Source organism: Rhizobium sp. ZW T2_16, assembly GCF_044987325.1.
GTDB lineage: Bacteria > Pseudomonadota > Alphaproteobacteria > Rhizobiales > Rhizobiaceae > Neorhizobium > Neorhizobium cellulosilyticum.
The window spans coordinates 1-21,693 of record NZ_JBJDRG010000019.1 but is presented as its reverse complement, the minus strand read 5'-3'; the positions used below and the strand labels follow the sequence as shown (position 1 = coordinate 21,693).

The window sequence follows — 21,693 nt, the reverse complement described above, 5'->3', positions numbered from 1 at the left end:
TTGCGCTGGACGCAGCAATCGCCGCTTACACAGCAAGCTGCAGGCCGCCTTCCTGTTCGGCTGGAACGGCGCAGCAGAGCAGCACTTCGTCGGCGTCGATCTTCGCGGTGGGCTGCTTGACATAAGCGACGGCACCTTTGACGAGCTTCGTCCGGCACGTCCCGCAATTGCCTTCGCGGCAACTGAATTCGGGCTCGAGGCCGCGTGCTTCTGCGAGTTCCAGGAGAGTGCCGGAGCCAGATGTCCACCGTGCTTCTTTCAGGGAATTCGTGAACACGACGGGCACGGGTTTTTCGGACGGCTGCAAGGCAGAAGGCACGACTGCTGGTGTGGGTTGCCCCGTGCGGATCAGCGACGACGGACCGAAGGCTTCAGCCTGGATGCGATCATCAGCAATGTTGAGGGCCCGCAGCCCGTCGTAGAGGTCTTGCGTGAATTGTGCGGGGCCACAGAGATAGAAATCATAGTCGTTGAAGGGGAGGAACCGCGTCAGCATCGCCATATCGATCCGACCTGCGGCGTCGTAATCCCTGCCCTCTTCAGCATCCGTGGTGTCGCTAAGGACCCTGATCAAGCGCACGGCGCCCTTGGTAGCACCAATAAGGTCGGCAATCTCTTTGTCGAACGGCCGCTCAGCTTTGGTGCGGGATGCGTATAACAGCGTGACGGAACGGACCCGCTGCTTGCGTAGCCCTTCATAAACAACATGACGGAGCATCGCCAGCAGCGGCGTGATGCCGATGCCACCTGCAAGAAGAACCGCCGGACGTGTGGCGTGGGCGTCAATGCCGAAGCCGCCGGCAGGCGCGCGCGCCTCGATGACATCGCCGACGGCAGCATTATCATGCAAGAACTGCGATACCCGACCGTCTCGCTTGACGCTGATGCGGTAGATAGCGTCGGAGGGTGCGACCGAGAGTGTGTAGGTGCGGATGACCGGCTTTTCTTCATCGGGCAGCTTTATGCGTATAGGGAGATGCTGACCCGCCCTATGGGGGAGCAGCCCGGCGCCATCGCCGGGCTGCAGATGGAAAGACTTGATCGTCGCGCTTTCATCGACAATCGCGGTGACGGTCATTGGCCGCCAGCTTGTGGCAAGCTCTGTCGCACGGAGACGGTCGACCGCTTGGCTCCAGCTGCCTGTCATCAGGGAGCTCGGCGACCAGCCGTCCTTCTGAAACGCCCATCTCAGAGCCAGAGCATTGCGGCGACGAATGATACGTGTCGGCTTGAATGTCCAGAACCGCTCCGCGCCCTGGAAGGCGGCGATCTCGGGGGAGTCGAATATGATTTCGGCCTTCCCCGTCATCTGCAGCACGTCGCCCGTTGCGAAATCCACGAACAGAAGTCCTGCCTTTCCGTTCAGCAGGATGTTGCCAAGCGTCGCGAAGAAGAGATTCCCATCAAAGTCGGGGATCGTCAGGACGCCGTCGTCACCGATGCGGACGAATCCTGCGTTCCCGCCGCGGTGGGATACGTCCACTTGGCGCCGGTCCTCGCGATCGACGTAAGACGCAACGAAGAACGCATCGGCTTCCTGGATGATCGTGCGTGCCTGATCATCGAGCACAGGCAGTTCTTCCACCTTACCCTGGAACGGTCTTCCCGGCTGCCGCTCGAACGCGAAGTCTCGCAGCTGAATGTAACGCGGGCAGTTTCCGAAACTCTGGTCCACATCGACGCGGAAACCGCCCTCTATCGTCGAGACAAAACCGTTCATGCGGTTGCGGCGACGTGTTTGCATCTCGATGCCGAGGAGGCCGATCGGCAAGCCGTCGGCCATTCCTTCGCTCGCCGGATCGCTCGGATCGCGGTTTGCGAGAATGTTCAGGACGACAGGCGAAGGCGACGACATAAACCCTGGCTGGCCTTCGACAAAGGTAGCCCAGGCATCACCGGCTTGATCGACGCTGCTAAGGACGATGAACGGCAGTTGCGCATAAAAGTCGCGATGCTGGTCCGGCATGAAATCGCGAACGACACGCTGACCGACTGCGGCCATGCGTTCCTTTACGCCGAGCTTTTCCTGGATAAAGGTCTCGCCTTCATGCCACGTCGGCAGTTTTGTGAGGGTCATGGACATCTGCGTTCTCCAGGGGAAAGAGGCGAAGGGCGCGCGACGTATCGCACACCCTGTCGAGGGTCAGGCAGCAAGGCCGACCGGCGTCTTGACGAAGTCAACGAAGCCTGGAAGTTGTTCGACCCGACGCAAGAGAGCATTCACGGATGGATAGGCGCTCAGATCGACATTGCCTTCCGGAGCGCGCGCGACGTAGCTGTAGATAGCGACATCGGCAATCGTCGGGTGATTGCCCACAAGCCATTCCCGCCCTTGCAGCTGGCTCTCGATCCGGCCAAGGATGGTGTGTGCACGGCCAATGACCTCTTCCGGATTGAACTTGGCGCCGAAGACTGTCACCAGACGGGCAGCCGCCGGTCCGTAAGCGATCTCACCTGCCGCAACCGAAAGCCAGCGCTGGACCTCAGCCGCCCCTTTTGCGTCTTCCGGCAGCCATTCGGTCTGACCGGATTTCTTGGCAAGGTAAACCAGGATTGCATTGGAATCGGAAATGAAGACATCGCCATCCGCGAGCACCGGGACTTGCCCGAACGGGTTCATTTTGAGGAAATCTGGCTGCTTGTGAGCGCCTGCCTTCAGATCGACTTCGACCAGCTCGTGGGGGAGCCCGATCAGCGAGAGAAAGAGCCGGGCACGATGCGCGTGGCCCGACAGCGGATGGTGATAAAGTTTCATGTGATCGCTCCTGATTGAAGGCCGGGTCCGTTCCCGATCCATGCGCAAAGGATGCAACAGGCGATCAGCGCGTTGAATACTCATGTTTGACAGTGCATCGTTACGCTGGACGCAACAGTGCTTGGAACCGCTCCGCGCGGTGAGTTCATTCCTGAAAGCAACGCATAGACGGCTGGGCCTTGCTCAGGCCTCTGCGTTACCTACACCCTGGCGAGACATTCCCTAATCTTGAGGCGGGCTCTCAACGTGGCTGCCGTGCCGAACGTCCTTGATGAGATCGACGAACCGCCGCAATTTGGCGGGGATATTTCGTCTTCCGGGATAATAAAGGCAGAGACCCGGATAGGGCGGCGTCCAGTCGGCGAGGACCTGCTCCAGCCTTCCGGCGGCGACGTCGTCTGATACCTGCCATTCATTCAGATAGGCGAGTCCGGCTCCGTCCCTGGCCGCCCGGAGCATCAGGTCGCTGTCGTCGAGCGTGAGCTTGCCGGGAACGTCGAGCGTGAAGCTCTCCCCTCGCTTTTCGAACTCCCAGCGATAGAGCGTGCCGCTCGCCATTCTGGCCCGAATGCACTCGTGGTTCTGAAGATCTGCCGGGACCTGCGGCTTTCCATGCTGCCGGAAATACTCGACCGAACCGACGATGGCCGGACGGACGCTGTCGCCGATCGGGACGACAACCATGTCGGGGGGAACAGCCTCTCGGATTCTGATCCCGGCGTCGAAACCCTTGGCATTGACGTCGACGAGTGCCCCCTCCGTGACAATCTCCACCGCCATCTGCGGGTTCCTTCGCATGTATTCCAGGATCAGCGGCGTCAGGATCATGCGGGTTGCGCCGACCGACGTGTTGATGCGCAGGGTACCGGTGGCTTCCACACGATGCTCGTCGACATGCTCAACGGCGTTGCGAATGGCCTCCAGCGCCGGGCCGACGCTCGCCACGAATTGCTCGCCGGCGGCGGAAAGGACGACGCTCCGTGTGGAGCGATTGAACAATCTGACGCCCATGCGCGCTTCCAGCGTAGCGATCTGCTGGCTGAGCGAGGAGGACGAGATCCCAAGCTCTCGCGCTGCGGCCCGAAACCCGCCTCTGGAAGACACCGCGAGAACTGCTTCGAGTTCGGCGAGCGAGCCACGCATCATTGTCCGTAATCCCTTATCAGGCTGAACGATTTTGGCCAGCTTATCAGGACAGTCCTGAAATGCCAGATAAGCCTGACAGTCGAAAGGAGTTAAACATGCGCAACATCGACAAGATCTATATCGACGGTCAGTTCGTCACACCGAAGGGCACCGAAACGGGCGATCTTCATAATCCGTCCACTGAAGAGAGGATCGGTACGGTCCGGCTTGCCGGCGTCGACGATGCGCGGGACGCTGTCGCCGCTGCGAAGCGCGCCTTCCCCGCGTTCTCACGCACGTCGAAGGCCGAGCGCATCGATATGCTGAAGCGATTAAACGCCGCGGTCGCCGCGCGCGTTACCGATCTCACCGAAGCGATGTCGCTCGAATATGGCGCTCCGCAGACCTTCACGCGCTTTGCTATTCCTCATGCTGCTTCGAGCTTTCTCACCATGGCGTCTGTTCTGGAGGACTACGAATTCGAGCGCCAAATGGGCCGCGCCCGCGTCATCATGCAGCCGTCTGGCGTCGCCGCGGCCATCACGCCCTGGAACAGCAATATCGGCTTCATCACCTCGAAGCTCGCAACCACCATCGCCGCCGGTTCGACCATCGTCATCAAGCCAAGCGAGATGAGCGCGATCCAGACGCAGATCCTGACGGAGTGCCTGCATGAGGCGGGCCTGCCGAATGGCGTGTTCAACATCATCAATGGCTATGGCAATGTCGTCGGCGCGGAACTCAGCCGGCATCCGGATATCGCGAAAGTGACCTTCACGGGCTCCACCGCGGTCGGCCGCGAAATCCTGCGCAACGCGGCGGATACCTTCAAGCGCGTAACCCTGGAACTTGGCGGCAAGGGTCCAAACATCATTCTCGACGATGCCGATCTAGATCTGGTTATCCCCGCCGTCTTGCGGATGGGTTTCATCAACAGTGGCCAGGCCTGCATTGCCGGTACCCGTATTCTGGTTCCGAATCAGTTGCTCGATGACGTCCTGGTCCGACTGAAGCAGGAGATCGAGACATTCAAGGTCGGCGCCCCCGACGATCCGGACGCGATGATCGGACCAATGGTCAGCCGCAAGCAGTACGATCGTGTCCAGTCCTACATCGAACTGGGAACGCAGGAAGGCGCCCGTCTCCTGACGGGGGGCCGGGGGCGGCCCGCCGGTCTGGATCGTGGCTGGTTTACAAAGCCGACAATCTTTTTAGGCGTGGACAACCAGATGCGGATCGCGCGCGAGGAGATCTTCGGACCGGTCCTGTCGGTCATCGCCTACCGCGACGAGGATGAGGCCATCTCCATCGCAAACGACACCCCGTATGGCCTTCAGGCCTATCTGCATGGCTCCGACGCCGCACACATGCAGGCGGTTGCGGATCGACTGGAGAGCGGTCGCGTGGTGATAAACGGCGCACCGCATGAGCCGCTCGCGCCCTTTGGTGGCTTCAAGCAGTCAGGGATTGGTCGTGAATACGGCGTGTTTGGCCTCGAGGCATTTCTGGAACCAAAGGCTATAATCGCGTAATGATAGGCGTGACGAGCGGAGCGTGAACTTCGCGCGTCACGCGCTTCACAAGCGGACCAGCATCTTGCCGACAGCCTTGCCGCTCTCCTGGAACTCGTGCGCATCGGCCACTGCATCAAGGGCATATGTTTTCGCAATCTGCGGAACGTATGCCCCCGACGCGGCGCAGGCTGAAATCTCCTCGGTTGCCTGACGCATCGCCGCTTCCGGCATGGTGTACACGTAGACGAAACGGAATGAGAAGCCTCCAAGCAGCGCCGGGAAGAACGGGATTGTGAGCTTAGCCTCCGGTGATTCCGTCGAATAGGCCGAGACGACGCCGTCGCGAGCGAGACAGGCGAGCGCCACTTCGATGTTGGCGGAGATATCGACATCCACGATACGATCGACACCACGGCCGCCCGTCGCCGATCGTATGGCCTGCGGGACGTCCTCCTGGCGCCTGTTGATGACACGATCGGCTCCAGCCACTCGCGCGACCTCCGCCTGCTCCTCGCGGCTGACTGTCGCCGCCACCCACGCGCCTGCCCATTTTGCAAGCAGGATCGCCGCATTGCCGACCGCGCCGGCACCACCCTGCACCAGAACCCGCTTGCCGCGCAGGTCTCCATCGGCGAACAGGCAGCGATGCGCCGTCATCGCCGGAACGCCGAGCGATGCTCCGATCTCAAAGGACACGTTGTCGGCAAGCGTGACGGCCTGCACGGAAGGTACGACAACGTATTCCGCCGCAGTCCCGAACGCACGGCCCCATTGCGCCATGTAGATCCAGACCCTCTCGCCGATGCGCGTCTCGCGAATGCCCGCGCCGACGGCATCAATCACGCCCGCGCCGTCCTGATGTGGCACGATCCGTGGGAATGGCATGGCCTTGCCGCCGAAGCCGGTTCTCGTCTTGATGTCGGAAGGATTGATACCCGAGGCGATCACCCTCACCCGGACCTCACCGGCGCCCGGCTGTGGATAGGGCAGGTCACCGACAACAAGCACCTCTCTCGCAGCTCCTTGTTTCTCGTAAAACGCAGCGCGCATGACACACCTCCAATCAACTCGTTCCAACTACGCGCGCCACAGGCGATCTTGCAAGTAGGCAACAGTTCTGCCTATAGGGATAGAAAGTACACCATTGGAGACCAGGATGAGCCTCCGCCAGAAGTGTCCCGTCGAGACCACCGTCGATGTGACGGGCGGCAAGTGGAAGCCGATGATCATCTACCGGCTGTTGGACGGGCCGCGCCGGTTCGGGGAACTGCGTCGCCTGGTCGGCGATCCGAGCCAGCGATCGTTGACGATGCAGCTCCGGGAGCTTGAGGCCGACGGGATTGTCGCCCGCGAAGTCTTCGCTGAAGTCCCGCCGCGCGTGGAGTATTCGCTTACACCGTTCGGCCAGACACTCGCGCCTGTGTTGATCGCCATGCGAGACTGGGGCGTCGCGTTTCAGGAGCGGAGGAGCGAGGCGCAGCGCTAGGTCGCGTCTCGTCTGGCGCTCGCCGAGAAGCGCTCTACAAAGAAATCGATCAGCACCCTGACCTTCCGCGAGACGTGCGATCCCGGCGGCCGCACGATGTAAACGCCGATCTCCGGCAGACTGTATTCCGCCATGATCGGCACGAGCGTGCCCGCTGTCACGTAGCTTTGCGCGATCACGACAGGAAGGGCCGCAACGCCCAGCCCGGCCGCCGTCCCTTCGGCGATGCCCACGGCGCTGTCTGCCTTGAACCTTCCCTGCCCGTTGACGACAACCGTCCTACTGCCGTCCGACACCTTCCAGCTTTCGGTCCCTTGAAGGATGGCCTGATGTTCGAGCAGGTCCGAGGGCTTCTTCGGGACGCCGTGGGCACTCAGGTAGTCCGGATTGGCGAACAGCCCCGCCGCAAAGGCGCCGATCTTGCGCGCCGTCAGGTTCGAGTCCTGCAGGTAACCGACCCGTATCCCGCAATCGAACCCTTCCGCGACCAGATCAACGTACCGGTCGCTGTAGTGCGCGTGGAGCTGCAGGAGCGGATGGAGGCGGGCAAGCTCGGCCAGCGCCGGCGCGAAGTGTCCGGGACCGAAGGACGAAGGAACCGCCACGCGCAATCGTCCCCGCAGCTCTCCGGTCGGCAGCATTTCTTCGCGAGCGACGTCCATTTCCAGGCACATGCGGGCAGCATGCTCGCGGAAGGAAACACCGGCTTCTGTGAGTGATGCCCCTCTGGTCGTCCGCGCCAGAAGCTGAACGCCGAGCTCGCTCTCGAGGCGGACGAGCCGCCGGCTGACGATCGATTTCGGTAGCCCCAGACGCCGTGCCGCAACGGTAATCCCGCCGCCGTCTGCGACCTCAACGAAGATCTGCATGTCCTCGAAGCTGATCATTCTTGCGTTCCATTTTCCGTTCTACAGAGTGGCAAACCATAGAGCTACCGTGCCATTCATCGCAACGCTAAATTCCAGTCATCGAGCGGATCGAAACGAACTTCACCAACCCGCCGCCGACAAAAAAAGGAACACGACAATGCACAGCCAAGTATTCACCCCCGAAAATTCCGCAATGCTGCTGATCGACCATCAGATCGGCACGATGGCCTGGACCCACTCGCACGATATCAACCTGGTCAAGCAGAACGCGCTGAAGCTCGCCCGCATCGCCAAGGCCGCCAACATCCCGACCATCCTGACATCCAGCATGGAAGACCAGATCCAGGGGCCGCTGCTGCCAGAACTCAAGGAAATCCTGCCCGAGGCCTTTGACGCCCGGATCAAGCGCCCCGGTATTGTCAACGCAATGCACCATGACGGCTTCAACCAGGCGGTCAAGGCGACCGGCCGCAAGAAGCTGTTTGTCGCCGGCGTGACGACGGAAATCTGCGTCACCTTCCCGGTCCTGCAGATGCTCGACGAAGGCTACGAGGTGCAGGTCTCGGCGGACGCTTCCGCCTCCTACACCAAGTACGGCGACGACCTGGCTCTGCGCCGCATGGAAAAGGCCGGAGCCATCATCACCACCGTCGACCAGATCATCTCCGAGCTTGCCGTCGACTGGACAAGCCCGCTTGGCCAGAAGCTGGTCGGCATCCTGAACTATCACTGATGTCGGAACGATATTGAGTTCATCGGCGCGGGCGACAATCGCCCGCGCCCGAGATGGAAGGAAAAACTCCAATGACGATCACCAAAATCTCGGCAGGCCGGATGCGCGGGAACATAAGCCAAGGCTTCGGCGTCGAAATCCTGTATCCGGGTCTCACCCTAACGGCCGATGATAGCGGGATCGGTCCGATCGGCAGGATCGATCGCGCCCAGGTGCAACCCGGTCACCTCATTGGCATGCACCCGCACAAGGACGACGAGATCCTGACCTACATCCGCGGCGGCGAGATGCTTCACCGCGATACGGTCGGAAACGAGAAGAAGCTCGACAAGACGCACTTCATGATGATGAATGCCGGCCATACCTTCCAGCACGAAGAGCTGATGCTCGGGAACAGCCCGGTTCGAGCGCTGCAAATCTTCCTGCGGCCCAACGCTCCCGATCTTGAGCCGATGGTGCAGTTTCGTGATTTCGTTGACGCGAACAGTGACAACGAGTGGCGATTGATTGCCGGGCCCCAGGAGGCGCCGCTGACCGTGCGATCCGATGTCCGCGTGTTCGATGCGCGCATCACGAATGGTACCCAGCTGAGCCTGCCCGCCGCGGCCGATCCCCGGACGGCATTTCTGCTCTATGTCTTCGACGGGGCGATAGATTTTGGCGATGTCATGATCGCAACCGGCGAGAGCGCGTTCTCGCGCTCGCTGGATCATCAGCTCACTGCCAGGGCGGGTTCAGATGTCGTTCTGTTCGTGTTCGATCCTGAACCCGAGGTATTTCGTGGCGGCATGTTCAGCGGGAACCAGAAACGCATCGGATAAACTGGAAATGACGCATTGATGAATATCGGCGTGGAGAGAACATCATCCTGTTTCTCCTTGCTCTTGATGGGATGTGAACCTACGGCCGGCGAACGAGACCGGGCTAAGCCACTGGTAACATTGATCCATACCGCAATCTCGAGTAAATGCGGTCGAGAAGCTTGCGTTTACCCTTAGGGGTGAGTACAGGATCGCACCACCGATAGGCTCCGGAGCCGACAGCATCCTGCCCATCTTCGTTTTCAACATCTGGGTCGCCATCAGCCACGTTCTGCGACTCTATCCGGACATCTCATTGCTGGAGATATTTAGGAGAGAAGGGAAATGGGTCGTGGGGCAAGGCGACATGGTTAGTAAATCTTGCGAGTTTGGAGATCAGGCGGATGTTGCTCTACCGTTGAAATCCCGGTCGAGAACTCGCTGAGCGTGAACGTTGTAAGTTGGTGGGTCGTATAGAACCCCGCTTTCCGAGGGGGCTGTTAGAAAGACGGTCGTACAAGGGAGACCGGCTGCGTCAAACTTCCGGGAGATGAATTCGGTTTCGGCCCGGTCATGACTGGACATCATCAGCTGATAGCCCTCAAGTTCCACGAGATTTCTCATAACGTCAACGAAGGCCGCGGCATGTATGATGTCATTGTGCTGTAGAGGGTCATCCAGTAGAAGGGCACTCCATCTTGACCAGCGATATGCTGTGCTCGCGGCGCACAGAATGCTGAAGCCATTTGCTGCAAGCTGTCCTTCGCTCAAGACCACCTGCGGCGGCACCTTTCTCGGAGCGGAGGGAATGTTTTCCAGCTCGTCCCCGTAGTCTAGTTGCATCTCGAAATCAGTCCGGTCGACACGCTTGTTGGCCTTGAATTGAACAGACGCACCCGGCGTTGAAAGCATGGCGGCGTTAAATTCCAGGATGCGGTCATTGAGAGGTTGGAGCACTTCTCTATTATAGGCTTCCGCCCTCTCGCCAAGCTTTACTGTGTATCTGTTGACGGCATCTTGAGCGTCTTGCGAAAGCTTAAGGGCAGCTCGTGCGGACACAAGCCTTTCTTGAAGCCGACCGAGGTGCGCGGAGGGATCTTTCAACCCCTCCTCGTCGGCGGCAATCAGCATCTGCTGAACTACGGCCGCCAGCTCTTCATCGAGCAATAGGTCTTCATTGTCCCTGGAAAGGTCCCTAAGCCGATCGGCAAGAACCGAAAGTCCACCGGAGGCTCTGTTCGCGTCAGCGACTGCCGTCTCCAAGACAGCCCGATCAGGATTGCTAGCGAACCCAAGATCTCCCCATTGTTTCACCAGCTCTTGAGCCGCGGCGACGGCATTTTTCCGGGAAAGTTCTGCAGTCGCATATTCCGCCTCCCGTATGCCCAGTTGTTCTTGTTCAGATGATGCGGCAGCTTGAGCATTGGTGGATATACCTTCAAGTCCGGTCAGCGTTCGTTGGGCCTCGTCGAGCTCCTTCCGCCTGACATCCAGAAGACCACCAACTTCTTCGAGAGACGGTTCAGGCAGCCCGCGCGCCGCGATGCGCTCAGAACAGTCTCTGTGGTCGTTAATCATTGCTGTCAGGCGAGTATTTTTGGTCGAAATGAGTGTCTCTATCCGTTCGATCTCTGCTGATAGCGTCACGCGTTGCTGCCCAGCTGTCAAAACGGCTGGCTGTTGGTCAGCGAGCGCCAATTGCGAGACTCGAGCAGCGGCAGTCGCCTCGGCATTGCGCAGCTCTGCAAGTCTTGCAAGGTCATCATCTTCCGTGGCCTTCAAACGCTGGCGGAGGGTCTCTGCGAGCGTTGTGAAGCTCTCTCGCGCCACCACAACATTCGGCTCGAGCAAGGCGGGGCGTCCAACAATTGCCGCGAGATCTGCGATTTGCCCATCAATCACAGCGATTTCAGTCGTCAATTTCTCGACGCGTTCTGCCATGAAGGCGACACGAGCATCGCCAGACTTTGCAGCCTCGCTTGCTAGGATTTTGAGTTGTCCAGGAGCAAAGTGTGTATGGCAGACCGGGCACGCTTCGTCGGTTTCGTGAATATGGTTTGCAACTGACGCAACGGCGCTTGCGATCGCGCTTGCGTGACGTTCGGCCTCGGCGCGTTCGCGTTCGGCGGTGGTCTGCTCCGCCAATCGCGTGTCACGAAGCGAGATCGTCGCATCAAGCGTGCTTTGCACTTCAGCCGCGTTCGAAGTCGCGGTGGCAAGCTCGGCTTCCTGAAGACGCAGGTTGGCAAAGAGGTTCGTGAGCTGTCGAGCTGTTTCTAGGTCAGCTGCCACCTGAGTGACGGTCGTTGAGAGCTGAGCGAATTCGTTTGTTGCCGTTGCATTTGCAGATATAACGGAATCCGCATCAGCAAGCTGCTTCTGACTCTCGGCGAGCGCGGTGGTATGTAATTCGAGTTCACCGCGCAGCGTTTCAATCTGAGTTGCCAGCTCGGCGCGGCGAAGCAGGTCGACACGTGTGGATTCCAAGAGACCGATCGCGCCGCCAAGGGCAACTATGACAGCGGCCTGCGCTGTCGCGGCATCTCTTGCAGCGGTCGACCGCTCCTGCGCGTCAGCAGTCGCTTTGCTGGCTTCGGCCAATTGCTGCCTGGCGCGCAGTAACGTTGGATGATCCTCGGAAGTGAGTGCCTGCTGGACCTCATAACGAGCTATCAGATCGTCACATTCTGCTAATTTTGCCGTACGGTCCCGAATTCGCTCGCGGGCTGTTTCCAGGAGTGCAGCGAGCCTGGCCAGCAACTGAACGCCCGTCTCACCCACCACAACGGTTGGAGCAAGGCCGGCTACGTTCAATAGTTCCGTCTCTAGCAGGAGCGACCGCGCCCGAACGTCCTCTTCTGTAAGTCGACCAGACGCACGAATCGAAGAACGCAAGCGATCGAGACGAGCTTGCCACCCTTGCCAGTCAGCAATATTTTTCTCGATTGCTGTGACCGCCGCCTGTTCAACTTTGATCCGGTTGCCAAAGGCGTAGGTGGTTGATCGACCACGCAGGCGGGTTCGAATAAGTTCCAGCCGCTCAACACCACTCGGACCCTTAAGAGCGGCCCATTGATCGTCTGCATCACGACTTGTGAATCTTTGTCTTTCTGCCTGACCAAGGAAATGGGTCATCGCCAAATGCGTACCGAGATCCGTAACCTGACCTCTTCCTTGGCTAGATAGAAGAGCCGAAACGTCCGACTCCGACGGGATCTCAATGGCGCTGCGCTGCACCGCCTCTCCCTCAGAAAATTGAAGGGTCACAGCGTGGCTATCGGCTTTCGCGCCGTTTCGAGTGAGATAGTCAGCATCTGGTATAATGACTTTGCCTGACTTGGATACGTAAGGGGTAAACCGGCGGATTTTGCCGGTCAAAGCCCACTCTATCGCATCAAAAAAGCTGCTCTTTCCGAGCCCATTGGTGCCGGACAACAGCAAGAGGCCAGGGGCTGGTGGCAGAACTACCTGGAAATCTCCAAACGTTCGGAAATTATGAATGCCGACACTGGAAAGGTAGACGTCACTCATGATTTGCCCCTTTGTTCCCATGCACGGACGAGCGCCTCTACAATTTCCTCACCCGAGCGTTCTTCATCCCCCCCGAGGGCGATACTATCAAATTCCTCGGCCGTGTTTCGCGGCAGTCCCGCCGGCGACGGTTCTTCTAGGTCAAGGGTGCGATCACTTCTCGCGGCATCATCGCCTTCCCAAGGTCGAGCGATAAACGTTCGCCGAACAAATTCTGCAAAGCTTTCATCATCTCGCTGGGGATCACGCGGTCTCAGCCAAGCCAACTTCCGCGCAACGCGGTCATCTCGCTCAAGAAAAAGCCCGAGTGATTTCCATTGGCGCTCCCATTCCGACCCTCTTGGCCCTATAAGATAAAGTTGTAGATCGAGACTCTCGTTCGTGCTGAGAAAGGAACGGGCGACAACACACTGATTTCTATATCGGCGCAGAGTTTCCCTGACCGCAGGTAGTGTGGGCGTTTCCGGGAGCGAGCCAAATATCACCGTGTAGCGGCCAATCTTACATGCCCGGACTTCCGATGGCAGTTCATTCTGGTTGATCGTTGCTGCTTCGCTATCCGATCCACTGAAGCGATATCCCGTTAGCTTTGGTTGTGCGATCACTGGCAAGCCCTGTCGTTCCGCATCCTTCGAAAAGCGAGTAACGAAGTCTTCTAAAGCGTCCGAACTATGTGTTTCGCTCATGAGATTTCCTTCCGTCGTTCGATCGCTGTCGAAAGCAATGCGAAATGTTGCTGCTCGATTGTGTCGAGAAGTGCTCTAACGGCATCGGCTCCATCAGACAGAGCCTGGATAAGTTCATGCGTAAGCCACATCATCATCGGCCCAGCGCCAGATGTGTCAGTCAGGGATGGCTGACCAGCTTCAATAACGCCAAAAGGCTCCTCCGCCTTTTTCGCGAGATCAAAACGGCCTTCCAAGGCGAGAAGCACGAAGTTTGTCTGCCAATCGTGGGTGCTTGCGCATGTGCCTGGGCGCTTTCCCAGAATGCGATCGGGGGCGCAGCCATACCCCGTACGCTCAATATCCGCGATGCGCCGCAAAAGGTTTCCAGGACGTGCGCCACGCGGCGCAGTTTCCCCCCATACCGCAGCGATCGAAAGCGCTAAGGCTGTCCCGCCGATGATCGCCGGAAGTTTAAGAGGACCGACAAGCACCTGTACGTCGTCCCCATCATCATCCGTTGCGCTGACTAGGAGTCGGAGAAACCTGGCGAGCAAGTCGCGGTCATCCATAAACGCCTCGCGCCAGGTTCTCCACGTTTCCCGCATGAGAGCTCGAATGTCTGGGGCGATTTCCAAACCTATATGCCCGCCTGGATCGTCCTCATTGACAAAAAAACCACTGACATGATTGTCGAGCTGCGTCAGGATCCAGCTGTCCAGGTTGCGATGGACAATGCCGGCCAGCCGCGCAGACGAGGTGGACTCTCGCACCTGCCAAGCCCCACCTGGATTGCCACCGATCAATTTGGGCATGACAATGCCGCGCGCATGAGGCGATTTCGTTGTTAAGAGGGTCCATGGATCGGCCCACTCAAGCGGGTTTGCATGCACGGTGGCGTGTGATGCGTGTACCGCGACGCGCAATATGGCGCCCGCAATTGGTCCGATCTCCGTCGGGCCATCTGACAATGTTACAACGAAACCCCGTCCGTCGTGCCAGGCCTCCGCTATGCGATCTGGCCCGAGCTCCCCTGACCATTTGATGGCGGCACCATCGACGCTCAGGTGGACGGACATCGGGATGGCAGCGGCTGCTATCTCGATCCGACGCCGCGAGCCACCTAAATGCAGCTGGCGCGCCTTAATTCGAAAGAAATCCTGCGCGTCATTCGAAAGGGCTGGGACGAGCGCTTCCTCGCCAAGGCGTCTCCGCCAAGCATCGTGGCGCTGAGCATAGTCGCCCAGGAGTGGAACAAACGGATTGCGAACGGTCAGTCTATCCGTGCCCCGTCGAATAATCACCTCGTCCGCGTCGATGATCTGACCTTCGCAGTCGAGCCGGTAGGCCGGCTCCCCTGCATTCGCCACGTATCCATTAACCCTCGATACTGTTTGGCATGCGACGTGTTGGAAACCATGACCGGCTGTCGTATCGCACGCTTTAATGGTTGCGAATGCCGCAAGGCGGTTCAGGATCGCAGAGCCCAAAGTGAAGATTGATTTGTCTACCGTCTGCAGGGTCATGTGCACACCGGGCCGCAGCTTTCGGCGGATATGTTCAATCAGTCCATTATCTTCAAGAAGTGGCGCAATCCTGTCAGTATAAAGTTGGAATAGATCAAACGAACGGCCTGCAGCTTGGTCGAGACGCGCGCCTGCCTCGATCACGAGGAGTTCCCGCTCAAGGTCCTTGCGATTCGGATAGTTCGTGATCGTATGGATCAGCTCGGCATGGTCAAAGTTCGCCAACGCTGCCGCAACAAAGTCGATCAGTCCCCCATCACCGCTGCCGCTCACGAAGTAGTGGGGATTGGCACGCCCTCTGAACTCCACGCCCGGGATCCCGGCGTTGTCCCAGTAACTCTTATCACCGATTCCATGAACCGTTTCAGTTGCTTCCAGGCCGAAGCCAAAGGCGAGTATAATAATTTGGAAGGCTTCACTGATTTGGCGATTCGCTTGAATGTCCAACGCGGTTATCTGATAGCCGCCGCCGATGACTTCATCGACAGCATTCACCCTGTGGCGCTTCCGAAGTGAAAGTCGGGCGGTCCGGTTCGAGAGTTCATCGAATTGCCGTAGAACATCCTCGCGCACATCTGTCGAGAACCCTGCATTCCAGCCGAGTACCGGCAGATCGGCCACAGGGTCGTCAGAGTTGCCGAGAGGCCAATTGTAGATGTGAGGATCAAGTTTCCGTCGATCTGTTCCCATCTGCAACTTCAAAAGAACGTCAGCTTCCTCGAACAGTACGACCTCTCCGTCCGAGGCGAGCAGCGCTGCCGCAGCAGCTGCGACACCTGCTGCGCCACCTCCTATGACAGCAATCCTGGGACCACCGCGGAGAATTTCCTGCTCGTGTAAGGCATGGACAAGCGCCATCCCTCTGACCTGCTGGGAGTAGAAGGTAATTCTTTGATCGAAGCAGCCCAGAACGTAGGCACCCTTGCGCCCGTGGATTGCAGCCCCTTCGAGGACGTTAAGGGGATTAAGTGGGTTTATAGCCAAGTGTCCCCCACCGCTTTAAAGCCAACCTCTGCCGGATCGCTAGGCATGGACCCAATTCCCCCACGAATTTCCGTTCCCGACCAAAAGACGAAACCCCCTCGACCCTTTAGGGCATACTACTACATTTACGTGTACATGAGTTATCTAGGGCGTCCACTTTTTTCAAACATTTCAGACACTCAGAGTTTCCTGCGCTAATTTTACGTGCTGCCATGACAGAGGAATGTGGGTGGGATTTCCTGTTAGGAGCGGTTTGCCAGTCTCAAGATGAACTTCGTGTAAAGCACACCTCCGCGGGCAACATTCTATCGGGAGAGCCAGTCGAACAGGACAGCGCTTTTTCGAACTGGGGTTGTCGCGCGGATGACTAAAGCTTGGATGACCAAGCAGTCAGCCTTGAATATTCCTTCCGAATAAGCGCTATTTAAAGACCGCCATTGGGACATAAAGGGTGTTTGGCCGGCTGAAGAGGTGGTCTATTGTCTACTACCGGATTTTCGACTTTTTACAGACGCGAGCTAGACGTCCAACAGCTTATTACGCTGCTGCGGCAGGGGCAGCATTTCGTCCAAGACTGGGACGTTGTAACGCACTACGCGGAGTTCTTAAAAAATGATGTAGTGTGCCCGTCATGTGGTCGAGGCGGCGCGAACCCGGTACGGCCTGCTTTAAGCAGCAAAGGAGATCGGATTGTCCGCCAAGGACATTTTAGATTTCTCTCTACCACTGGCGACGACGCACACCATCCCTTTTGTGAATTCTACTCTGGTGGAGACACGATCGCCCCGACCGGCGAAACAGTGCCACTTGGATCCGATAACTCGAGTGATACCGCGATGGTACGCCGCCTCGTTTGTCGCGGCATTGCGACCCATGTATTTGATCAGTCGAATATTCGACATATGCGGCAATGGTTCTTTGACCTGAAGGGCCAAAGCAGTTTCCGTATTGACGTGTCTGAAAATGATATCGAATGGGCTCGCTGTTTGCGTCGCCACCAAAACTATATTCGGCAACAGTTCGATCCGCGCCACGCGGATATGCCGGGTTTCGATTGGCGGCAAGCGACGCATCATGAGTTCACCGAGCAATATCTCCATCTCTTCGACTTGGTGCGGGACAGCTCCCACGAACAATCCCATTGGAAACGTGCCGCCCAGTTCGCCTCGAAACGCCAAGGACAGATCACCTTTGACAGAGGAACGCTCAGACCGTTTTATGAGGCAACGATAGCCGTCGCGAAATTTGTCGCCAAGAATTCTGGTATACAATGGCGCAAGGGAAAGCCGGATACCTACCGCTACGACAATGCTCCGCCCGCCCTGTTGGCGCTGTGCGCTTTATGTTTGTTTATCAAGGACTGGTCGACGAACGAAGCAATTGCCACGTTCGCTCGGTTGCTCAATATTCCTGATCCGGCGGACCAGACCCTCGGCAACGTATTAGGATTAAATCCCTTTCACGACTTTGATGCTTGGCGGATTGTGAGGGTTGCGAAAGATGTGTCCTCAGCCTCAGGTGGCGCGAAGTCCTACGCTCATTTACTTGCGGACATAGAAAAAGGCTTGAGGGAACGCTATCGAGTATGGAAACAACAGGCTCAAATTTAACCATCCGGTGACCTAATGCGACAGATACCGCGTCTCTCAGAGACAGACGCCGGGCAGCAATGGACTCTGCAATTTGAAGAAGGGCCGGATCGAACTGCGGCGACCGAGCTGTTGGACGCAATGCTATTGCTTGATAGCGAGCAAGTTGCCGACTCCCAGAGGCTTGGCATCGAGCAGCTCTTTTCACAGAGGCACACAGGTTTCTCTTCACGGAGAAAACCTATCGCGCTTTACGCGGAGAGAGAGTTTGCCGAACGAACAGTCTTTTCATCGACGGTAAAGGCCGACAAAGGTGGCCGGCCGCGATTGAGAGCTGACGGCCCGAAATCGGTCAAGGCAGTTAGTCCACGCCGTGGTGCTGCGCGAGTTGGCAGCGAAGGGCCGACTGCATTCGTCATTTCGCAGATGGTTGAACGACATCCCAGTCGTTATCTCAATCATCCCGGACCATCGTCTATCAGGAAACGCAACGCGAGCGTGATAGCTATTGTCACCGACCTCATTGGGTCAGGGACCCGTATCTCAAACCTGCTCGAGAAATTTTGGCGTGTTCCGACAATCCGCGCGTGGTGGTCCTTGGGATGGATACGATTTGCCGTCATCGGATGCGCTGCCACGAAAGTGGGACTGCAGCTTGTTCGCAATCACAGAAGCCAGCCGGTGGTCATTACGCAATACACTGTTCCGACGATCGAGGATTTCGAACCCGCCCAGGCGAAACGGTGGGAGGAATTGATCCAAAACTATGGCCCCGAAGAGGGCCGCGGAGCTGAAGCAGTCGGCTTCGCCGGGGTAAGCGCCTTGGTCGCTTTTACCTACCGCATTCCAAATAATACGCCCGCAATTGTGCACGCCACAGGTGGCGGATGGAGGCCGCTTTACCACGGCCCCGTGCCCCAAACCACAAAGAGCGCTTTCCTCCCACTTTCAGATGAGCAAAAGCTCGAAAACTCTGTCGAAGCATCTGGGCTCCGATTGCGATCGGCTCAAAGCGCAAAAGAAACTAAGCTCTTGCTCGTGCTGGCGGCGGTGCGTGGGCGAGTCACACACCATTCACTGACCGAACTCTCTGAACGCAGCTTTCTGGCTACAAAGGAGGTCGACGATGCTCTTCTGTTGGCAAGGAAGCTTAATCTGCTGTCCGACACTGGACGGCTGACAGATAACGGTCACGCCTTCTTACAGGCGTCAATCAAAAGACAGGTTCGCGGAAAAGAAGTTCCCACGAACGAAAAACCATATTATCCATGGTCTTTGAGAGAACCAAGGGTGCTCACATCTAGTGTTCGCCGCTCTTCGGAGCGGCCAAGATGATGCGTCCATGCGTATCGTCATGGGTGGTCGGGTTTCCGGCCGCCGTTGAAAGAGCTGATGATTGTAGTCTGTTGCCTGTCGATTCCAGTCGCAAGCGACATCACTCGGTCACCGGCTCGTTTGGAACCGACAGGCATCACCCCATCCGGGGCGGAAGGTAGATGCTGCATCCTTGGGACTCTCAGCAATTTCGTCGCGGTGCAAAAGACGCTGGCCGGCCGGATCAGGTAATCGATCGCGCGATAGCTACTGCGAGAAGGATTAAAAGGAAAAATCGCGACCTGCCCGTGATTTTTTCGATATTCCACCTCGCACATCTTACTGACATTGATGTCGACAGCCTGCTTTCTGTTGTCGACAGGACAGAAGATCACTATCGGATTTTTCGAGTTAAGAAGCGATCAGTCCCTGGCAGGGCGGCACCGTCAAGAAGATATAGAACTATCTGTGTGCCTTCGCCGGCGCTGAAGCGAATACAACGATGGATAGCCCAGAACATCCTGAACGTCACCGAAACACACCCGGCGAGTCATGCTTTCGCTCCTGAGAGTGACCTAGTCGAGGCTGCGAACGAACACTTGAGAAGTAGCTGGATAGTTAAGCTCGATATTGTCAACTTCTTCGAAACTGTCACAGAGCGTCAGGTTTATTATGTTTTCCGCTCTCTCGGTTATGCGGCTCTTTTATCGTTCCAACTTGCAAGAATATGCACGAGAACTTTGAAGTTGACACCGAAGGGTCGCGCTGGCTCCGAAGGACGGGTTCCGCATGAGCGATACATTGCAGGTCACCTCCCCCAGGGAGCTCCAACGAGTCCAATGCTCGCAAACCTTGCGGTCCGGCAATTAGATGACGAACTGGATAATTTGGCAAAGAGGCTCGGCTGGAAATACACGCGTTACGCGGATGATCTCACCTTCTCCCTTGAAGGAAAAAGCTCGCGAGGGAAGGCTGCTGAACTGATGTCGCTTGCGAGCCAGACACTGAGCCGAGCCGGCTTCACCAGCAACAAGCTCAAGGCTAAGATCATTCCGCCGGGTGCTCGCAAGGTCGTTCTAGGAGTCCTGGTAGATACGGATCGCGCCAGGCTTTCAAAAAAGTTCCGCAACAACTTGGAGACACACCTATACGCGCTCACCAGTCATAAGATCGGCGTTCGGTCGCACATGCAGAACCGGGGTTTCGATTCAGTCATCGGTATGCGCCAACATATAGAAGGCCTTCTGGCATTCGCGCATCACGTCGACGAAAAATACGCTGCGGGACTCTACAGGCAATTCAACAGCATCGACTGGCTTGCCTAGGGCACGCGCGATTGCACCCAGTCGCGATCTGATCGGTAGGGGCAATATTGTCCACCCCGGCATAGTGCTATCGACCATTTCGATCTGTACGCGCGATGCTGCGTCAGCCTACTGGCCACGCGACGCCGAGCGTTGAGCTCCGTTCCCGCTCCTTTGATAGCCGATCGCATTGGGTCGAAAATCCCAATTCTCCGGTCTCCAGTTCTGTTCAGGCTTTCCGGTTTCACCGCTATCCCGCCGATCGCCGCCCCGAAATTCACAAAATACCCCACGCCCGAAACCTCCCCCTCCCGGTCATCTCCCTCAGTCCCAGTTCCAAAACAATCCGCCGCGCCGCCTGCGGCGTCACCTCCAGTGTCTTGGCCACCATCCCGGCCGACACCAACGGCTTCGCCATCACGAGCTCGACCAGCTCCGGCAGCTTTGACGACGTCCGGCGCCCCTCCAGTTTTCGGTCCATCATCGTCTTCGCCAACGTCAGCCGGTCATGCTCTTTCAGGCCCATCTCGGCGGCCGCCAATAGGCCGTGGGCGATCGCCAGCAGTCGGGTTTCCCGGTCGCGATGCCGGCGCCGATCGACGGGAATGGTTTTGAGGCCGAGATTGATGGCGGCAAGATGGGCGCCTGACGTGATGCCGGCTTGGCAAAGGATCGACGCGCAAAGCAGCCGGCCGAGCCAGGGTGCGTGCTGTAGAACAGCAAGCTCGTTCCAGGCATCGAGGGCGACAATCGCCTGCAGCACCGCCGGTAGTTCTTGGGCTTGTCGCAACACGCCGCGCCATTCCTCCAGCCGGGCATCCTCGTCCCAGTCGAGGTCATAGACCAGTGCGTCTCTGTCTGCCGCACTGGCGCGGCCGGGCCGCGTTGCGTTTTCGATCGCGGCCTCCGATCGGGCGAGCACCGCATCGATGGCGGCATAGTCGACGCCGGGCAGATGTTCGATATAGTCAGCGTCTTCCCCCTCGCCTTCCGGATCTTTCGTGAGCGCAGGCCTAATAACTCCTGCCGTCGTCGCCTCGTCCCCGCCGCCCGACCCGATCTCCGAGGTTTTCCGCAGCGATCGGATGCCGTCGGCAGAGAGCGACCAATCCGCGGACTGGCCGGCGATGCGCCGACGCGTGCGCAGGACGTCGCGGGCGATTGTCAGTTCGTGGGTAGGTGTGCGAATATCCCGCGTGGCGTCATGGAGGACGAGGTCTTCGAGGTGGACCAGTTCGCCGTCGATCCACAGCGAGGCGCAGGCGTCGGCGAAATTTTGCCGTTCGAGGAAGCCGGCGCCGACCGGCGAGCGGGCGATGCGCTCGTCCAGGCGCGTGAGGGCGAGACCGGCCCGGAAAGCCGGCTCCATGAGTAACTGGAGCAAATCCGGTGGCAGGAGGGATTCCCGTTTTCTGCAAATCATGAGATTCTTCTTTCATGACGAAGCGCCGCCTGCCCATGGTCGAGCATGCCGATACGTTGTCGCTGAAGGCGCTGC

The 21,693-nt window shown here is 58.2% G+C and carries 16 protein-coding genes; 7 read left to right on the top strand and 9 right to left on the bottom strand.

Translation table 11 applies throughout. The features are described from left to right. Positions 1 to 25 precede the first annotated feature (25 nt). The 3 genes from ACI3K0_RS25675 to ACI3K0_RS25665 all read right to left on the bottom strand — a co-directional run bounded on the left by ACI3K0_RS25675 (position 26) and on the right by ACI3K0_RS25665 (position 3,898). Complete coding sequence (locus tag ACI3K0_RS25675; protein ID WP_113142894.1) at positions 26 to 2,083, bottom strand: pyridoxamine 5'-phosphate oxidase family protein; 2,058 nt, start codon at positions 2,081 to 2,083, stop codon at positions 26 to 28. A 60-nt stretch (positions 2,084 to 2,143) separates the two neighbouring features. Continuing rightward, complete coding sequence (locus ACI3K0_RS25670) at positions 2,144 to 2,755, bottom strand: glutathione S-transferase family protein (RefSeq protein WP_062609454.1); 612 nt, start codon at positions 2,753 to 2,755, stop codon at positions 2,144 to 2,146. Positions 2,756 to 2,977: 222 nt separating this feature from the next. Continuing rightward, positions 2,978 to 3,898 (bottom strand): LysR family transcriptional regulator, encoded by a 921-nt coding sequence (locus ACI3K0_RS25665; protein ID WP_404946518.1) that lies wholly within the window; start codon positions 3,896 to 3,898, stop codon positions 2,978 to 2,980. 98 nt (positions 3,899 to 3,996) lie between these two features. Here ACI3K0_RS25665 and ACI3K0_RS25660 point away from each other — a divergent pair, with 98 nt between their 5' ends. Next, complete coding sequence (locus tag ACI3K0_RS25660) at positions 3,997 to 5,412, top strand: aldehyde dehydrogenase family protein (RefSeq protein ID WP_062609446.1); 1,416 nt, start codon at positions 3,997 to 3,999, stop codon at positions 5,410 to 5,412. A gap of 45 nt (positions 5,413 to 5,457) precedes the next feature. Here the strand turns inward: ACI3K0_RS25660 and ACI3K0_RS25655 are convergent, their stop codons facing one another. Further along, a complete protein-coding gene (locus ACI3K0_RS25655; protein WP_062609435.1) occupies positions 5,458 to 6,444 on the bottom strand; it encodes an NADPH:quinone reductase in 987 nt (328 codons plus the stop codon). A gap of 106 nt (positions 6,445 to 6,550) precedes the next feature. Here ACI3K0_RS25655 and ACI3K0_RS25650 point away from each other — a divergent pair, with 106 nt between their 5' ends. Then, the gene (locus ACI3K0_RS25650; protein ID WP_062609429.1) at positions 6,551 to 6,880 is read left to right on the top strand and encodes a helix-turn-helix domain-containing protein; all 330 of its coding nucleotides are present in this window, start codon (positions 6,551 to 6,553) and stop codon (positions 6,878 to 6,880) included. Here the strand turns inward: ACI3K0_RS25650 and ACI3K0_RS25645 are convergent. Then, the gene (locus tag ACI3K0_RS25645) at positions 6,877 to 7,767 is read right to left on the bottom strand and encodes a LysR family transcriptional regulator (protein WP_062609427.1); all 891 of its coding nucleotides are present in this window, start codon (positions 7,765 to 7,767) and stop codon (positions 6,877 to 6,879) included. The genes ACI3K0_RS25650 and ACI3K0_RS25645 overlap by 4 nt on opposite strands. Positions 7,768 to 7,906: 139 nt before the next feature. Here ACI3K0_RS25645 and ACI3K0_RS25640 point away from each other — a divergent pair, with 139 nt between their 5' ends. Further along, positions 7,907 to 8,482 carry an isochorismatase family protein gene (locus ACI3K0_RS25640; RefSeq protein WP_062594212.1) on the top strand — a complete coding sequence of 192 codons (576 nt, stop codon included), beginning with the start codon at positions 7,907 to 7,909 and terminating at the stop codon, positions 8,480 to 8,482. Positions 8,483 to 8,553: 71 nt separating this feature from the next. Further along, the gene (locus ACI3K0_RS25635) at positions 8,554 to 9,303 is read left to right on the top strand and encodes a pirin family protein (RefSeq protein WP_062609425.1); all 750 of its coding nucleotides are present in this window, start codon (positions 8,554 to 8,556) and stop codon (positions 9,301 to 9,303) included. Between the two features lie 375 nt (positions 9,304 to 9,678). Here ACI3K0_RS25635 and ACI3K0_RS25630 read toward each other — a convergent pair whose 3' ends face one another. From ACI3K0_RS25630 to ACI3K0_RS25620, 3 genes are read right to left on the bottom strand one after another with little or no spacing between them, the layout of a single operon-like run. Continuing rightward, the gene (locus tag ACI3K0_RS25630) at positions 9,679 to 12,813 is read right to left on the bottom strand and encodes an AAA family ATPase (protein WP_404946478.1); all 3,135 of its coding nucleotides are present in this window, start codon (positions 12,811 to 12,813) and stop codon (positions 9,679 to 9,681) included. Next, positions 12,810 to 13,499 carry an ABC-three component system middle component 1 gene (locus ACI3K0_RS25625; RefSeq protein ID WP_404946477.1) on the bottom strand — a complete coding sequence of 230 codons (690 nt, stop codon included), beginning with the start codon at positions 13,497 to 13,499 and terminating at the stop codon, positions 12,810 to 12,812. The genes ACI3K0_RS25630 and ACI3K0_RS25625 overlap by 4 nt, the downstream gene beginning before the upstream one ends. Further along, the gene (locus ACI3K0_RS25620) at positions 13,496 to 15,862 is read right to left on the bottom strand and encodes an ABC-three component system protein (protein ID WP_404946476.1); all 2,367 of its coding nucleotides are present in this window, start codon (positions 15,860 to 15,862) and stop codon (positions 13,496 to 13,498) included. The genes ACI3K0_RS25625 and ACI3K0_RS25620 overlap by 4 nt, the downstream gene beginning before the upstream one ends. Before the next feature lie 605 nt (positions 15,863 to 16,467). Here ACI3K0_RS25620 and ACI3K0_RS25615 point away from each other — a divergent pair. The 3 genes from ACI3K0_RS25615 (at position 16,468) to ACI3K0_RS25605 (ending at position 20,216) form a co-directional block, all read left to right on the top strand. Continuing rightward, entirely contained in the window at positions 16,468 to 17,598 is a 1,131-nt protein-coding gene (locus ACI3K0_RS25615; RefSeq protein WP_404946475.1) for a hypothetical protein, read from the top strand. Between the two features lie 15 nt (positions 17,599 to 17,613). Continuing rightward, positions 17,614 to 18,912, top strand: a complete 1,299-nt coding sequence (locus ACI3K0_RS25610; RefSeq protein ID WP_404946474.1) for a hypothetical protein — start codon at positions 17,614 to 17,616, stop codon at positions 18,910 to 18,912. Between the two features lie 161 nt (positions 18,913 to 19,073). After that, positions 19,074 to 20,216, top strand: a complete 1,143-nt coding sequence (locus tag ACI3K0_RS25605; protein WP_404946473.1) for a reverse transcriptase family protein — start codon at positions 19,074 to 19,076, stop codon at positions 20,214 to 20,216. Between the two features lie 256 nt (positions 20,217 to 20,472). On the opposite strand, the gene ACI3K0_RS25600 is transcribed toward ACI3K0_RS25605, so the two are convergent. Beyond that, the gene (locus ACI3K0_RS25600; protein ID WP_404946472.1) at positions 20,473 to 21,618 is read right to left on the bottom strand and encodes an RHE_PE00001 family protein; all 1,146 of its coding nucleotides are present in this window, start codon (positions 21,616 to 21,618) and stop codon (positions 20,473 to 20,475) included. Positions 21,619 to 21,693: the final 75 nt, after the last annotated feature.

What these genes read in the sequence shown, in the direction of transcription:
- ACI3K0_RS25675 (WP_113142894.1), bottom strand. Translation starts at nt 2,083, where the DNA reads ATGTCCATGACCCTCACAAAACTGCCGACGTGGCATGAAGGCGAGACC.
- ACI3K0_RS25670 (WP_062609454.1), bottom strand. Translation starts at nt 2,755, where the DNA reads ATGAAACTTTATCACCATCCGCTGTCGGGCCACGCGCATCGTGCCCGG.
- ACI3K0_RS25665 (WP_404946518.1), bottom strand. Translation starts at nt 3,898, where the DNA reads ATGCGTGGCTCGCTCGCCGAACTCGAAGCAGTTCTCGCGGTGTCTTCC.
- ACI3K0_RS25660 (WP_062609446.1), top strand. Translation starts at nt 3,997, where the DNA reads ATGCGCAACATCGACAAGATCTATATCGACGGTCAGTTCGTCACACCG.
- ACI3K0_RS25655 (WP_062609435.1), bottom strand. Translation starts at nt 6,444, where the DNA reads ATGCGCGCTGCGTTTTACGAGAAACAAGGAGCTGCGAGAGAGGTGCTT.
- ACI3K0_RS25650 (WP_062609429.1), top strand. Translation starts at nt 6,551, where the DNA reads ATGAGCCTCCGCCAGAAGTGTCCCGTCGAGACCACCGTCGATGTGACG.
- ACI3K0_RS25645 (WP_062609427.1), bottom strand. Translation starts at nt 7,767, where the DNA reads ATGATCAGCTTCGAGGACATGCAGATCTTCGTTGAGGTCGCAGACGGC.
- ACI3K0_RS25640 (WP_062594212.1), top strand. Translation starts at nt 7,907, where the DNA reads ATGCACAGCCAAGTATTCACCCCCGAAAATTCCGCAATGCTGCTGATC.
- ACI3K0_RS25635 (WP_062609425.1), top strand. Translation starts at nt 8,554, where the DNA reads ATGACGATCACCAAAATCTCGGCAGGCCGGATGCGCGGGAACATAAGC.
- ACI3K0_RS25630 (WP_404946478.1), bottom strand. Translation starts at nt 12,813, where the DNA reads ATGAGTGACGTCTACCTTTCCAGTGTCGGCATTCATAATTTCCGAACG.
- ACI3K0_RS25625 (WP_404946477.1), bottom strand. Translation starts at nt 13,499, where the DNA reads ATGAGCGAAACACATAGTTCGGACGCTTTAGAAGACTTCGTTACTCGC.
- ACI3K0_RS25620 (WP_404946476.1), bottom strand. Translation starts at nt 15,862, where the DNA reads ATGGCGCTTGTCCATGCCTTACACGAGCAGGAAATTCTCCGCGGTGGT.
- ACI3K0_RS25610 (WP_404946474.1), top strand. Translation starts at nt 17,614, where the DNA reads ATGCGACAGATACCGCGTCTCTCAGAGACAGACGCCGGGCAGCAATGG.
- ACI3K0_RS25605 (WP_404946473.1), top strand. Translation starts at nt 19,074, where the DNA reads ATGCTGCATCCTTGGGACTCTCAGCAATTTCGTCGCGGTGCAAAAGAC.
- ACI3K0_RS25600 (WP_404946472.1), bottom strand. Translation starts at nt 21,618, where the DNA reads ATGATTTGCAGAAAACGGGAATCCCTCCTGCCACCGGATTTGCTCCAG.